The organism is Streptococcus oralis, assembly GCF_003942585.1.
GTDB lineage: Bacteria > Bacillota > Bacilli > Lactobacillales > Streptococcaceae > Streptococcus > Streptococcus oralis_BE.
The window spans coordinates 472,414-488,223 of record NZ_RJNK01000001.1 but is presented as its reverse complement, the minus strand read 5'-3'; the positions used below and the strand labels follow the sequence as shown (position 1 = coordinate 488,223).

The following is a 15,810-nucleotide window of genomic DNA, read 5'->3' as shown; positions in this document are numbered from 1 at the left end:
ATGAGATATTTAACTGCAGGAGAATCACACGGCCCCCGTCTGACAGCTATCATTGAAGGAATTCCTGCTGGACTTCCTTTGACAGCAGAGGTCATCAATGAAGATTTGAAACGTCGTCAGGGTGGATATGGTCGTGGTGGTCGTATGAAAATTGAGAGTGACCAGGTTGTCTTTACCTCGGGTGTTCGCCATGGGAAGACGACTGGGGCTCCCATTACCATGGATGTTGTCAATAAGGACCACCAAAAATGGCTGGATATCATGTCTGCGGAGGACATTGAAGAGCGTCTTAAAAGCAAACGAAAAATTACCCATCCTCGGCCAGGTCATGCCGACTTGGTAGGTGGCATTAAGTACCGTTTTGATGACTTACGAAATTCTTTGGAGCGGTCATCTGCCCGTGAAACCACCATGCGAGTTGCAGTTGGTGCAGTAGCCAAACGTCTCTTGGCTGAACTTGATATGGAGATTGCCAACCACGTTGTGGTCTTTGGTGGCAAGGAAATCGATATTCCTGAAAATCTAACCGTCGCTGAAATCAAGCAACGAGCTGCCCAGTCTGAAGTTTCTATTGTCAACCAAGAACGGGAACAGGAAATCAAGGACTACATTGACCAAATCAAACGTGACGGTGATACCATCGGTGGGGTTGTGGAGACAGTCGTCGGAGGCGTTCCAGTTGGCCTCGGTTCCTATGTTCAATGGGACAGAAAATTGGATGCGCGATTGGCCCAAGCAGTTGTTTCTATCAATGCCTTTAAAGGGGTGGAATTTGGTCTTGGATTTGAAGCTGGTTACCGCAAAGGCAGCCAAGTCATGGACGAAATTCTCTGGTCTAAAGAAGAGGGCTATACTCGCCGTACCAATAATCTAGGTGGTTTTGAAGGTGGTATGACTAATGGTCAGCCCATCGTTATCCGTGGTGTCATGAAACCCATTCCCACACTCTACAAACCTCTCATGAGTGTGGATATCGAAACCCACGAACCTTACAAGGCAACCGTGGAGAGAAGTGATCCGACCGCCCTTCCAGCAGCTGGGGTAGTCATGGAAGCCGTTGTAGCAACGGTTCTGGCACAAGAAATCCTTGAAAAATTCTTATCAGATAATCTAGAAGAATTAAAAGAAGCGGTGGCTAACCACCGAGAATATACAAAGAACTATTAAGGAGTTCCTATGGCAAAAACCATCTATATCGCAGGTCTCGGTTTGATTGGTGCTTCGATGGCGCTCGGTATCAAGCGTGATCATCCGGACTATGAAATTTTAGGTTATAATCGCAGTCAGTCTTCGAGAGACATTGCCTTGAAAGAAGGTATGATTGACCGTGCGACGGATGATTTTGCCAGTTTTGCTCCTCTGGCAGATGTCATCATTCTGACCTTACCAATCAAGCAGACCATTGCTTTTATTCAGGAGTTGGCAATGTTAGACTTGAAAGAAGACGTCATTATTTCAGATGCAGGTTCGACCAAGTCAGCTATTGTGGATGCAGCGGAGAAGTATTTGGCTAGCAAGCCTGTTCGATTTGTCGGGGCCCATCCCATGGCTGGTAGCCACAAAACAGGAGCTGCCTCTGCGGATGTTAATCTCTTCGAAAATGCCTACTATATCTTCACACCTTCGAGCCTGACAAGTCCTGACACACTTGAGGAAATGAAGGATCTGCTTTCAGGCCTTCATGCTCGTTTTATCGAGATTGATGCCAAGGAGCATGATCGGGTGACTTCTCAGATTAGCCATTTTCCTCATATTCTGGCTTCCAGTCTCATGGAGCAGACGGCTGTTTATGCTCAAGAACATGAGATGGCAAGGCGCTTTGCGGCGGGTGGTTTTCGAGATATGACTCGGATTGCGGAGAGTGAGCCAGGTATGTGGACTTCTATTCTCTTGTCCAATCGTGAAACTATCCTAGAGCGAATTGAGGACTTCAAGGAGCGCCTAGATGAGGTTGGACAAGCTATTAGCAAGGGTGATGAAAACCAAATATGGAACTTTTTCAATCAAGCGCGTGAGCAACGGCAGGCTATGGAAATCCATAAGCGTGGTGGTGTGGATAGCTCTTACGACCTCTATATCGATGTTCCCGATGAAGAAGATGTCATCTTGCGGATTTTGGAATTGCTACGTGGAACTTCCTTGGTTAACATCCACATCAACGAAGAAAACCGTGAGGATATTCACGGGATTCTACAAATTTCCTTTAAAAATACTCAAGATCTGGAACGAGCTGAGCGCTTAATTTCAGAAAATACGGACTACACAGTCGTTATCAAATAAGGAGATAATCATGTCAAATATTTACGATAGTGCAAATGAACTCAGTCGCGGGTTACGCGAATTACCAGAATACAAGGCGGTTAAGGCAGCAAAAGATGCCATCCAAGCTGATGAACAAGCTAGCAAGATTTTTGCAGACTACCTCGCCTTCCAGCAAGAAATCCAAGTCATGGCGCAAACTGGACAAATGCCAGATGCCTCTTTCCAAGAAAAGATGCAGTCCTTCAGTAAGCAAATCCAAGAGAACGCTCTTTTGTCAGATTTCTTTGCCAAACAGCAACAATTGTCCATTTACCTTTCAGACATTGAAAAAATTGTCTTTGAACCTGTTTCAGAATTATTGAAATAGTATTTTATCTGTATAAAAGCCAGAAATTTCAGGAATTTCTGGCCTTTTTGTGATAAAATAAGAAAAAGTGTTGCAAGTATGAGGTCAACTATGAAACTAAAAACAAACATTCGCCACTTACATGGCAGTATCCGGGTTCCAGGTGACAAGTCTATCAGCCATCGTTCGATTATTTTTGGTAGTTTGGCTGAGGGAGAGACCAAGGTTTATGATATTCTGCGTGGAGAGGATGTGCTCTCAACCATGCAGGTCTTTCGTGACCTTGGTGTTGAAATTGAGGACAGAGATGGGGTTATTACCATTAAAGGTGTTGGAATGGATGGCTTAAAAGCGCCGCAAAACGCCTTGGATATGGGGAATTCTGGCACCTCGATTCGCCTGATCTCAGGCGTTCTTGCTGGTGCAGACTTCGAAGTAGAAATGTTTGGAGATGATAGTCTTTCCAAACGTCCTATGGATCGTGTGACGATTCCATTGAAAAAAATGGGGGTTAGCATTTCAGGGCAAACAGAGCGAGACCTGCCTCCCCTTCATTTAAAAGGGACGAAAAACCTAAGACCTATTCAGTATGAATTGCCAATCGCCTCTGCTCAAGTTAAGTCTGCCTTGATATTTGCAGGCTTGCAGGCTCAGGGGGAGTCCGTGATTATCGAGAAAGAATGTACTCGTAACCACACCGAAGATATGCTACAACAATTTGGTGGCCATTTAAGTGTGGATGGCAAGAAAATCACAGTCCAAGGGCCACAAAAATTGACAGGACAAAAGGTTCTTGTTCCAGGAGATATTTCCAGTGCAGCCTTTTGGTTGGTCGCAGGTTTGATTGTGCCAGATTCTCGTGTAGTACTGCAGAATGTGGGCATTAACGAAACTCGCACTGGAATCATTGATGTCATTCGCGCCATGGGAGGGAAATTGGAAATAACTGAAATCGATCCAATCTCTAAATCTGCTACCTTAACTGTCGAGTCTTCAGACCTCAAAGGAACAGAGATTGGTGGCGCTTTGATTCCACGTTTGATTGATGAATTGCCCATTATTGCCCTTCTAGCGACACAAGCGCATGGTGTAACGGTCATTAAGGATGCTGAAGAACTTAAGGTTAAGGAAACTGACCGCATTCAGGTGGTGGCAGATGCTTTAAATAGTATGGGAGCGGATATCACTCCTACAGCAGACGGGATGATTATTAAAGGGAAATCAAGCCTTCATGGCGCTAGAGTCAATACTTTTGGTGACCATCGTATCGGCATGATGACAGCCATCGCGGCCCTCTTAGTTGCAGATGGAGAAGTGGAGCTTGACCGTGCAGAAGCCATCAATACCAGCTATCCTAGCTTCTTTGATGATTTGGAGAGCTTGATTCATGGCTAAGGTATTACTCGGATTTATGGGAGCTGGCAAGTCGACAATCGCTAGAGGCTTGGACCCAGACTACATCGATACGGATGCCTTAATTGAGGAACGTTTGGGCATGTCCATTGCGAATTTTTTCGCTGAAAAGGGAGAAGTGGCCTTTCGTCAAGTAGAGTCAGAAGTCCTAGCTGACTTACTAAAAACGGACCGAGTTGTGTCAACTGGCGGAGGAGTTGTCATTTCTCAGAGAAATCGCGACTTGCTCAAAACCAATCCTGATAACATCTACCTAAAAGCAGATTTTGAAACCCTCTACCAACGTATCGCAGCTGATAAGGACCATCAGCGTCCGCTCTTTCTTAACAAAAGTAAGGAAGAACTGGCAACTATTTTCCAAGAAAGACAAGCTTGGTATGAGGAAGTAGCCAGTCGGGTTCTAGATGTGACCAAGTTAAGCCCAGAGGAAATTATAGAGGAACTGAGATGAAAATTGCCTATCTAGGTCCCAAGGGATCTTTTTCGCATCATGTTGTGCAGACAGCCTTTCCCAAAGAGGAATTGCATGCCTTTGCCAATATCACAGATGTTATCAAGGCCTATGAACAGGGCTTGGTGGACTATTCTGTGGTACCAGTTGAAAACTCCATTGAAGGTAGTGTCCATGAAAGTTTGGATTACCTTTTTCACCAGGCTCGCATCCAAGCAGTTGCAGAAATCGTTCAACCCATTCACCAGCAACTGATGGCAGTTCCTGGTCATACTAAGATTGAGAAGATTTTTTCTCATCCTCAGGCTCTGGCTCAAGGAAAGAAATTCATCGACAAACACTATCCAGAGGCTAAAATAGAGGTAACCGCCAGTACTGCCTATGCAGCTCGCTTTATTTCGGAACATCCAGACCAGCCTTATGCAGCCATTGCTCCTAGAAGTTCAGCTGAAGAATATGGCTTGGAATTAATTGCCGAGGATATTCAGGAAATGGAAGCCAATTTCACACGTTTCTGGGTGTTAGGGGCAGAGATACCGATGATCCCTTTGAAGCCACAAGCTGAAAAGATGAGTTTGGCCTTGACCTTACCAGACAACCTACCTGGTGCTCTTTACAAGGCACTTTCGACCTTTGCTTGGAGAGGGATTGACTTAACAAAGATTGAGAGTCGCCCCCTTAAAACAGCCTTGGGAGAATACTTTTTCATTATCGATGTAGACTATAGTGATAAAGGACTGGTTCATTTTGCCAGACAAGAACTAGAAGCCATTGGAATCCAGCACAAGATACTAGGAACCTACCCGATTTTTACCATAACTGATATAGAAAAGGAGAGTTAATGAGCAAAGAAAATCCTTTAAGTCATCACGAGCAGTTACGTTATGACTATCTCTTCAAGAATATTCATTATCTAAATGACCGTGAACGGAGGGAGTTTGACTATCTGCAACAAAAAATGACAGGTCCCAAGTCTGAAGTTTACCATTTCTACCAAGAAGAAAAAGAAGAAACTTGGGGTAGAGATATTGATCTCCCGACTTATGGCAGTAGAAGTCGATCTAAGAAACGTGAAAAGGTAGCCCCTCTACCTAAAGTCAAAAATAAAAGAAGAAAAATTCGCTTCAAACGAATACTGACTTGGTTCTTGCTGTTGATTACCTGTGTGGTTGCAGGGATGATTTTTATGTTCCTTCGCGGTTTCCAGTCAGCGACTTCTACCAATAAGCCAGCTGATGCAAAAGCAGCACAAGTACAGGTGTTTAATGGTCAAGATACTAAAGACGGGGTGAATATCCTAATCATGGGGACAGATGGTCGGATTGGTCAAAATAGTGCGGAGACACGTACCGACACAATCATGGTACTGAATGTCAGTGGATCGGATAAGAAGATCAAACTAGTCAGCTTCATGCGTGACAACTTAGTTTATATCGACGGGTACAGTAAGATTGTAAATGGCCAGAAACAGACGGATAACAAACTAAATGTTGCCTATGAACTTGGGGAACAAGAAGGGCAAAAAGGGGCTGAAATGGTCCGCAAGGTTCTAAAAGACAACTTTGATTTGGATATTAAGTACTATGCCCTAGTGGATTTCCAAGCCTTTGCAACTGCTATTGATACGCTATTTCCTGATGGGGTGACTATAGACGCTAAGTTTTCAACGTTAAATGGCCAGCCTCTAACAGAAGCTACAGTTGGAGATGACCTACATGCAACAGCAACGGAATCACCAACTCAAACGATTAAAGTTGGGAAACAGCAGATGAATGGCTCCACCTTGCTCAATTACGCTCGCTTCCGTGATGATGATGAAGGAGACTATGGTCGTACCAAACGTCAGCAGCAAGTCATGTCAGCTGTTCTTGAGCAAATCAAGGATCCAACCAAACTCTTTACAGGATCAGAGGCACTTGGAAAAGTCTTTGGAATGACCTCAACCAATCTACCTTATACCTTCCTGCTGACTAATGGTTTGTCAGTTATCGAAGGCGCACAGAATGGTATCGAAAGATTGACAGTGCCAGAACTTGGCGATTGGGTAGATGCTTATGATGTCTACGGAGGACAAGGTCTACTTGTCGACCAGAACAAATACCGGACTAAACTCGCCCAAATGGGAATGAGATAATATGTAAATAAATAAAAATCAAAGCTTCATTCACTGGTAAAAATGGTGGATTGGGCTTTGATTTTTTACGGTATCTGATGGATTTTTAAGGCTTTTTTATGGTATAATAAAACGATATAACTCGTTATTGGACAGAAGAGGAGAGACATGAGTGATTTGAAAGCGATTCAGGCTCGTAGTCTGGAAATGGCTGAATATTTCGTCGCATTTTGTAAAGAACATAATTTGTTATGCTATCTCTGTGGTGGAGGAGCGATTGGTGCCCTTCGCAACAAGGGCTTCATTCCTTGGGATGATGACCTAGATTTTTTCATGCCTCGCAAGGACTATGAAAAGTTAGCCGAACTATGGCCTCGTTATGCAGATGAGCGTTATTTCTTGTCAAAGAGTCACAAGGATTTTATAGACCGTAACCTTTTTATTACTATTCGTGATAAGGAAACAACTTGTATCAAGCCTTATCAGCAGGATTTGGATTTGCCACACGGTTTGGCCTTGGACGTTTTGCCTTTGGATTATTATCCTAAAAATCCAGCTGAGCGCAAGAAACAAGTCCGCTGGGCTTTGATTTATTCACTCTTTTGCGCCCAAACTATCCCAGAAAAGCATGGTGCCATCATGAAATGGGGAAGTCGTATTTTACTCGGTTTGACTCCTAAATCTCTACGTTATCGCATTTGGAAAAAAGCTGAAAAAGAAATGACCAAGTATGGTCTGGCTGAGAGCGATGGAATCACGGAATTATGCTCAGGTCCTGGCTACATGCGAAACAAATATCCAATCGCATCTTTTGAAGACAATCTTTTCTTGCCATTTGAAGGAACTGAGATGCCCATTCCAGTCGGTTATGATGCCTATCTCAGCACTGCTTTTGGGGACTATATGACACCGCCACCAGCGGACAAGCAGGTACCACATCATGATGCGATTATAGCGGACATGGACAAGAGCTACACAGAGTACAAGGGAGAATTTGGAGCATGATGGGAGAAAAAATAAGCGTTATCGTTCCAGTCTACAATGTAGAAGCCTATCTGGAGCGATGTGTGGAGTCGATTCTTCAACAGACTTATGCCCATTTTGAGTTAATCCTAATCAATGATGGTTCTACTGATTCCAGTGGACAGATCTGTGATCACTTAGCATCTCGGCATGAGAATATCAAGGTTTATCATATCGAAAATGCTGGAGTCTCAAATGCGAGAAATATGGGAATTCAGCTAGCGACGGGTGCTTGGATCACCTTTATTGATAGCGATGATTTCGTTACTAAAGATTATCTAGCTACTTTAGCTAGTGCAATTGAGGGGGAAAATATAGGCTTTGTAATCGCTCCTCTACACCATATCAAAAATGGAATTGTGACAGATTTACCTCCTCATTCTGGAAAAACAGAACTCTGGTCAACAGAAGAAACCATGAAGGAACTACTGATGACTACCAGAACGTCATTTTTTCCAGTTGCAAAACTGTTTAAGAGAGACCTGCTTGCGGATGAAAAGTTTAATACAAATTATCACCTAGCTGAAGATGCCTTGTTTTTAACTGAATTGCTACTAAAGACAAGATGCAGTAGCGTATTTATTGACAAACCTGTTTATTACTATGATCATCGTGAGGGAAGTGCAACAACATCTGTTAACCAGCATGTATTTGACACGATAGAAGTTTATAAGCAAATAATTGCTCAAGTTTCACAAGTCTTTCCTGATTTAAAACCTGAATTAATAAATAGAGAATGTTGGTCGTACATCACAGTTTACGATAAAATTATCTTTACTTCACGTGAAGAGTATCAAAAGGAGAAAGCCGAGCTGAGGACTTGGATTGTTCAGCACCGACGCGAAATATGGAAGGATGCTTATTTCACTACTTTTCGCAAGGTAGCGATCCTATCACTTGTCATTTCTCCATGGCTATATAAGAAAATTGTTGGATTAAAAAACTAATATCATGAGAAGGAGTTGAAAATGAATTTTTCAAAAATGGATGAATACTTTGAAAAATCAAAACTATGGATTGCATATCTATTTGTTTTTATTTCGATTTTAAGTATGAGTTCACTGGTTTATAAGATAGCAAATCCCCTCTATAAAGGATTGTCAGCGATTGTTGTACTTTATATTTGCTACACATTGTTGTTTAAGTGGAAACAGATTACAGTAGATCGAAAGTTTTTGGCCTTATTTGGCTTGTTATCTGGAAGCCATCTGCTATCAGCTATTTTCAATCGCTCTGGACATTTGATTGGGAATGTGATTGAAATCCTTTTCATGGTAACCTATGTTTTATTATTTACCATGTTACAATCAGGGCAACTTAAAAAATTATTTGACTGGATTGCCTATACGGTTCAAATTGTATCTTTTTCTTCAGCAATTTTTGCGTTTGGTTTATTGGTAAGTAGAGTCCTTATCCTATTTAAGATTGGCGAACAATCTTATTACTATGGTGTCATGAATGGACGTCTGTGGGGGATTGTTAATCCTAATGCTAGTGCGATATTTTCATACATTAGCATTATTTTGGCTATGTATTTGATCCATAAAGGAAGTAAATATTCTGTTTATCTAAAACTGAACAATGTGATTCAATTCGTTTACTTCGCTACGATGCAAAGTCGAGGAGCCTTACTTTCTTTACTTCTCATGATTGGACTCTATAGTTTCTTTGCTACTAGAGGAAGTATCGTTAAACGATTCCTCACTTTTATAGTTGCTGGTTTGCTTATTACTGCAACCAACATTGGATTAAGCTATGCGACCTCAATCTATATCGCATCTGAAACTGCGACTGTTTTTGACTTAAACAAAGGACAGTCCTACGCTGAGACAGATTCGTCTGTTACCAAGAAGAATGGTGAACTCCATCTGATTGAAACAACACCAAGTGGTAGAACCTATATTTGGAAAAACGCCATCAAGATGGGCAGTGCCAAACCAATTTTTGGTTATGGTGTACGGAATGTTCCAGATTACTATACAGAATATTTCAGTAAATTCGAGATTCAAAACTCCCTTATCGGTGGGAATTTCCATAACATTTTTGTGACTATATTTGTCAGTTCGGGAGTTCTAGGCTTGGTATCCTTCCTTCTTATACTGGCTTATGTCATCAAGCGCTTTTTAACGTATTTGATTGTTTCCAAGAAAAATACTGATAAATTGATTATGATCCTTTTCTTTGGTATCTTGTTTGGTCAATTATTTGAGAGTCAGATTATGTATTCAACCAACTTTATTAATATCATCTTCTGGTTAGCAATTGGTTATGGACTAGTGGTTTGCAAACGGGATGAAGGAGTTCGGTATCAAGAAGTAACAGATGTCAGTGAAATTCAAGAGATGGAACTTGGAATCATGGAGTACATTCATGAGGTTTGTCAGAAAATTGGTGTCAAGTATTTCCTAGCATATGGAAGTCTAATTGGTGCGGTTCGCCATAAAGGTTTTATCCCTTGGGACGATGATATGGATATTTGCATGCTAAGAGAAGACTATGAGAAACTACAAGATTACCTCATCGCTCATCCTGATGAACGTTATGAAGTCATGTCTTATAAAAATAATCTCAACTATGTCTATCCTTTTATGAAAGTGCAGGATAACCATACCTACTTGCTAGAAGAAGATGTACGAATTGATTCAAATATGGGAATCTATGTGGATATTTTCCCTGTAGATGGTTATGAAGATGATGCGGACTTTAAAAACAAGATGACGAAACTCATAAAGAAACGTCAATTGAGTTGTTACACTTTTAAAGGAATTACCAACACGAAAAGTCTACTAAATTCTTTGATCCGTTATATCTCTGTTGTCATTTTCTATTTTACAAATACGAATAAGTATGTTGAGCAAATTGATGAGCTTGCTAAATCTAGAGCAGTTGCTGACTATGAGCAAGTTGACTATTTGATTTACAAGGATATGAATAAGCCAGTTTGGAAACGTGAGTGGTTAGAACAAGTGATTGTGGGAACATTTGAAGGTAAGGAGTTTATGATTCCAAAACACTACCATGAAATTTTGACCTCTGACTATGGGGATTACATGCAATTGCCCCCTCTTGAACAGAGAGTATCTCACCATGATTTCAAACTGTGGAAAATCACTAAAAGTTCTAAGCAAGCAAATCGCAGTTAAAAATCGTTTAAAAAATTAGTCAAAATTAGGAGAATAGAAAGTATGTCTGAGAGAGTTTTAAGTCTTGAAGAAATAAAACAAGTGGAGTTGGATATTTTAAAGTATCTACATGAACTATGTGAACAGCATCAGATTAAATATTTTATTGATTTTGGAACCTTACTAGGAGCTGTTCGCCATAAAGGATTTATCCCTTGGGATGATGATACGGATATTTCCTTGGCGCGTGATGAATTTGAAAAGCTTTATAAGGTTTTAAAAAATGAGAATCATCCTTACTATAAATTGATTTCATTTAGAGAAACAAAAGGCTATCCTTACAGTTATATGCGTGTTCATGACATTAGAACACGTAGAGATGCCAATCTTCTGGACCCGACAGTCGTATTGGGAACTTGCGTTGACATTTTTCCATACGATGGTGTCGTGACGGAGGAAAGTGATTGTAAGAAAATGAAGCTCTATAAACACTTTGTCCGCCTTTCTTCTTTGAATTTCAAAGGAATTAAATTAGAAAATGGGGGGGTAAAAAATCTGCCTCGCTATATTGGATCGGCTATTTTTCGCCTAAGTTCTCCACAAACTTGGAATCAAAAATTAGAGAATCTTGCTTTGAAATATAGTGTAAATCAAGCTACAGATCTTACCTGTACGATATTTGATCCAAGTTTTCCAGAGGGAATCAAAAAAGAATGGCTCTATGATCTGATTGATATGCCATACGAAAACATCGTAGTGAAAGTTCCGAGAAAATACCATGAAATTCTTGTCTACGAATTTGGATCAGATTATATGACTCCACCACCTGTTGAACAGCAGGTTCCAGGAACTGATAAGAATTATTGGATTGATTAGTAAGAGATTGTTTTCATCGAGAAAGGAGTGTTCAAGATGAAGAATAAAAGATTAGTTAAATTAGTCAGTTATGGTTTACTTGCTTTCCTTTGTGTGTTGATTGGTTTATCACAACAAGTTAATGCAGACACCATTACTGCTGGTTCAGGCAATCGTATCCATTTCATAAATACTAAAGCAAAATCTGGGAGTGATGCTATCCTTCTGGAAAGCAATGGTCATTATGCCTTGATTGATATGGGGGAAGATTATGACTTTCCTGATGGAAGTGACCCACGCTATCCAAGTCGTTGGGGAATTTCCATGAGAAATTATCAAGTCTTGGAAGACCGTTTGATTCGCCATCTTGACCAAGTTGGTGTTAAAAAACTGGATTTTATTATTGGAACCCATGTACATAGTGACCATATCGGCGGAGCAGATGAGATACTTAATCGTTATCAGGTTGGTAAGTTTTATTTAAAAAAATATTCAGATGAACGGATTACCTCACACTGGGGACTCTGGGATAATCTTTTTAATTACGATAATGCTTTGAGAGCCGCACAAAAACGAGGGGTTACTCTTATTCAGAATATTACAGACGAGGATAGTCACTTTAAATTAGGTGATATGGATATCCAACTCTACAACTATAAGAATGAATATGATGCTGAGGGGAATCTGAAAAAAGTTCTAGATGATAACTCCAACTCTATCGTTTCAGTGGTGACTGTGGCAGGAAAGAGAATCTATCTTGGTGGAGATTTGGATAATGCCGAAGGAGCAGAAGATAAGTTAGGCCCAGTTATCGGTAAGGTTGATATGATGAAATGGAATCATCATTATGATGCGACAATTTCAAATACGATTAATTTTCTTGAAAACCTATCTCCAAAGATGATTATTCAAACAACTGGTGGTGATATTAATGTTGCTTCAACCAGAGAATATCTCCAAAAGAAAAATATTCAAGTTCTCAGAGCTTCTAGTCAAACTCAGGATGCAACTGTTTTTGATATTAGTGATAGCGGATTTGCTAATGTTTCTAATCTCTTCCCTGACATCCCTGTAGTTGACGAAAAATGGTATCAAGAAGGTGGCTACTGGAAATATCGTTTGACTGACGGAGAAATGGCTATCGGCTGGAGAGAGATTGGCGGAGCCACATACTTCTTTAATGGAAAAGGACAAATGCAAGCAGGCCGCTGGCTTCACCTTAACGACGACTGGGGTGAAAATGCCAAAGGGAATGATTACTATTTGAACCAAAATGGTAAAATGCAAACTGGTGGTTGGTTCAAGCTGGATGGCTCTTGGTATTATATCCAATCAAATGGCGCTAGACGATTTAGTGAACTTTCTGAAATTGGAGGGAAGAAATATCTCTTTGCAGCAGATGGAAAGATGTTAACAGGACATCAAGTCTTTAATGGCAAGAAGATGTTCTTTGCAGACAGTGGAGCTTTACAAATTGGTGATAATGTATCAAGTTGGAAAAAGATTGATTCGAACTGGTACTACTATGATGAGAATGGTAATGTAGTCGTTGGTCTAAGGGAGATTAATGGGGAAACCTATTATTTTGATAAAGATGGTATCATGCAGACCGGTTGGAATCGTATTAAGGGATACTGGCGTTACTTTGCTACTTCTGGAGCTATGAAAACTGGATGGGTCAAGGATCAGGACACTTGGTATTATCTGGACAAAGATGGCATCATGCTCACTGGAAAACAAGATATAAATGGTGTTCGTTACTATTTGAACGCTAGTGGTGCCATGCAAACAGGCTGGAAATGGCTAGAGAACCATTGGTATTACTATGCGAACTCAGGAGCTATGAAAACAGGCTGGATTAAGGATAATGAGAAATGGTATTATCTAAATCAAGATGGTATTATGCAGACTGGGAAACAAGAAATCAACGGTACGCGTTACTATTTGAATACCAGCGGTGCCATGCAAACAGGCTGGCAGTGGCTTGATAAACACTGGCATTACTACGCTGACTCAGGAGCTATGAAGACTGGTTGGTTGAAAGAGCAAGGAACATGGTATTATCTTGAAGATCAGGAAGGTATCATGCTGGTCGGTTTCCAACAAGTAGATGGTAAGCAGTATTACTTTAGTGCATCAGGAGCTATGCAAATAGGCTGGAAATGGTTTGATAATCATTATCGTTACTTTGAAGCAAATGGAGCTATGAAAACAGGTTGGATAAAGGATAAAGGAATCTGGTATTATCTCAATCCTGAAGATGGCATCATGTTGGTTGGCCTTCATAAAGTAAATGGTGATCATTATTACTTTGATGAATCAGGAGCTATGCAGACCGGTTGGAAACGAATTGACGGTAATTGGTACTATTTCCAAACAGATGGTTCCTTGTTGAAAAATGCCACCACACCGGATGGTTATAAGGTAAACGAGGAAGGCATTTGGAGACAGGCTGTTGCTGCTGTCAATGGCGAAGCAGATCAGTCAGAGAAGAAGCAAGAAGCTAGTTCTTCTATTGCTGAACAGCCAAAACAAGATTCAAATCTAGAAGCCAATACTTCTGACAAGAAAGAAAAAGAATAAAAGAAACACCCTACTAGTAAACGCTCGTTTATCAGTAGGGTGTTCTTTTAGTTTCTTTTGATCTTAGCTAATACTAGGTTCAGTGCATAGTGAAGTGTTTTATCCTTAGTGAGAAAGAGTGTTAAGAGATAGTAGATTCCACAAGTAGCTATGGTAGAGAGAACCATGAGGATCATGTTGAGGTTCACCGTATAGGAACTGATTTGGAAAATCATCTTGAAAATATAGAAGATCGGAATAAATCCAAGGGATATGAGACCATAACGTGTTAAGGTCACAAAGATTTCTTTTAAATTGATTAGTTGGTGTTTCCTAATAAAATGAATTTCTAAGAGAACAACGATGGCTTCTGCAATAATGGTAGTAGCAATATAATACTCAGGGGCAAAAATATTATTGATATATAAGATACAGTTGAAGAGGAGATTTGCGCCACCACCAGCAAAGTAGAAAGCAGTCAAGCGGTTCTCGTGGTCATTGATAAAGATAATTTGCTTACCAAGAATCAATTCAATAGCCCAGATAATGGTTCGAAAGGCGAAGACGCTGGTCACGATACCTGCCTCAAGATACTTTTCAGAAGAGTAGATAACCGTTGCATACTTTCCTAAAATCATAATTCCGAAACTAGTTGGAATCATGAGAAAATAGAATAAGGATGCCGCTTGATTTACAAGATAATTATAAGAATTGTAATCCTTTTTCCCGAGGTAGTAGCCGAGACGTGGAATGCTGACACTGATAGCTCCACTTAAGACACCAGCAATCAGCATGACGATGCTATAGGCAATTGTATAATAAGAAATATAATTTTCATCTGGTCCCTTGGTGATAAACATTCTATCTAGCAAGGTATAAAGCATATTGGCATTTGCCAAGAGAAGCATAGTAAAGAGTGGTTTAGAAGCCTTAGCTAACTCGATGAAACCAATTTTGACAAAGGAAACTTCTCTCTTGATCCAAAGAAAACTAAGGAGGTAGTTGAGGATAGTTGTCGCTGTCATGACGATAGCATAAGGAACGATATCATCAGCAGTTTTGACAAAGGCAAAGATAGCGACCAGCATGGTAATCCGAATAATCAATGTCTTGTAAAGGATAAAAGCATAGTTTTCATAGGCTTCGTTCATCCATTCGATATTGAGAAATTGGAAGAGTGCTTGAGCTCCTAGGATGTAGTAGAGAACTTTCAGATTCTCAATGCTGGTGTCAAAGAAGATAAAGAGGAAGTAGATACCAGTCGTCAGGAGAGAAGTGAAAACCGAGATATAAAACAACTTAGAAAAGACATAGTTGATTTTATTCTTATCGTCCTTAACCTTACTGATAGCACGAATCCCGTAGTTGTAAATCCCAAAGGCAGCTAGTGGAATAACGAAACTTGCCCAGGTATTGGCGGTATTGAAATAACCGTAGTTGGATTTGCTGAGAATCCGCGTCAGATAAGGGTTGGTTATCAGAGGAAAAACGATATTGAGAATATTGACCAGCAAGCTAGCCAAGGCATTTACTTTTATATTTTTCATTGAACTTTCTTTCTTAAATCTTAAATCATATCTAGTATTATATCACATTCCAGCTTCATTCTTTTGATAAAATCGTAAAAATCTAGTATAATAGATAGACTGAAAGTATGAGGTTA

13 protein-coding genes are annotated in these 15,810 nt (G+C 40.4%); 12 read left to right on the top strand and 1 reads right to left on the bottom strand.

Annotated features, from left to right (window positions below; genetic code table 11):
- The 12 genes from aroC (at position 1) to D8862_RS02430 (ending at position 14,168) form a co-directional block, all read left to right on the top strand.
- Entirely contained in the window at positions 1-1,167 is a 1,167-nt protein-coding gene (gene aroC, locus D8862_RS02485; RefSeq protein ID WP_125448566.1) for a chorismate synthase, read from the top strand.
- Positions 1,168-1,176: 9 nt separating this feature from the next.
- Positions 1,177-2,280 (top strand): prephenate dehydrogenase, encoded by a 1,104-nt coding sequence (locus D8862_RS02480; RefSeq protein ID WP_125448565.1) that lies wholly within the window; start codon positions 1,177-1,179, stop codon positions 2,278-2,280.
- 10 nt (positions 2,281-2,290) lie between these two features.
- The gene (locus D8862_RS02475; RefSeq protein WP_000065973.1) at positions 2,291-2,629 is read left to right on the top strand and encodes a YlbF/YmcA family competence regulator; all 339 of its coding nucleotides are present in this window, start codon (positions 2,291-2,293) and stop codon (positions 2,627-2,629) included.
- Positions 2,630-2,719: 90 nt separating this feature from the next.
- The gene (aroA, locus tag D8862_RS02470) at positions 2,720-4,003 is read left to right on the top strand and encodes a 3-phosphoshikimate 1-carboxyvinyltransferase (RefSeq protein ID WP_125448564.1); all 1,284 of its coding nucleotides are present in this window, start codon (positions 2,720-2,722) and stop codon (positions 4,001-4,003) included.
- Positions 3,996-4,472, top strand: coding sequence for a shikimate kinase (locus D8862_RS02465; RefSeq protein WP_125448563.1), 477 nt, complete (start codon positions 3,996-3,998; stop codon positions 4,470-4,472). The genes aroA and D8862_RS02465 overlap by 8 nt, the downstream gene beginning before the upstream one ends.
- On the top strand, positions 4,469-5,314 hold the full coding sequence (pheA, locus tag D8862_RS02460; protein WP_125448562.1) for a prephenate dehydratase: 846 nt from the start codon (positions 4,469-4,471) through the stop codon (positions 5,312-5,314). The genes D8862_RS02465 and pheA overlap by 4 nt, the downstream gene beginning before the upstream one ends.
- Complete coding sequence (locus tag D8862_RS02455; RefSeq protein WP_125448561.1) at positions 5,314-6,606, top strand: LCP family protein; 1,293 nt, start codon at positions 5,314-5,316, stop codon at positions 6,604-6,606. The genes pheA and D8862_RS02455 overlap by 1 nt, the downstream gene beginning before the upstream one ends.
- Before the next feature lie 147 nt (positions 6,607-6,753).
- A complete protein-coding gene (locus tag D8862_RS02450) occupies positions 6,754-7,590 on the top strand; it encodes a LicD family protein (RefSeq protein ID WP_084948814.1) in 837 nt (278 codons plus the stop codon).
- Entirely contained in the window at positions 7,587-8,555 is a 969-nt protein-coding gene (locus tag D8862_RS02445) for a glycosyltransferase family 2 protein (protein ID WP_084948812.1), read from the top strand. The genes D8862_RS02450 and D8862_RS02445 overlap by 4 nt, the downstream gene beginning before the upstream one ends.
- Before the next feature lie 21 nt (positions 8,556-8,576).
- Positions 8,577-10,751, top strand: coding sequence for a LicD family protein (locus D8862_RS02440; RefSeq protein ID WP_125448560.1), 2,175 nt, complete (start codon positions 8,577-8,579; stop codon positions 10,749-10,751).
- Between the two features lie 42 nt (positions 10,752-10,793).
- Positions 10,794-11,606: a LicD family protein gene (locus D8862_RS02435; RefSeq protein WP_125448559.1), complete on the top strand. Its 813-nt coding sequence runs from the start codon at positions 10,794-10,796 to the stop codon at positions 11,604-11,606.
- Positions 11,607-11,642: 36 nt separating this feature from the next.
- The gene (locus D8862_RS02430) at positions 11,643-14,168 is read left to right on the top strand and encodes an MBL fold metallo-hydrolase (protein WP_125448558.1); all 2,526 of its coding nucleotides are present in this window, start codon (positions 11,643-11,645) and stop codon (positions 14,166-14,168) included.
- Between the two features lie 47 nt (positions 14,169-14,215).
- On the opposite strand, the gene D8862_RS02425 is transcribed toward D8862_RS02430, so the two are convergent.
- Entirely contained in the window at positions 14,216-15,694 is a 1,479-nt protein-coding gene (locus D8862_RS02425; protein WP_038805442.1) for an oligosaccharide flippase family protein, read from the bottom strand.
- Between the last annotated feature and the right edge of the window lie 116 nt (positions 15,695-15,810).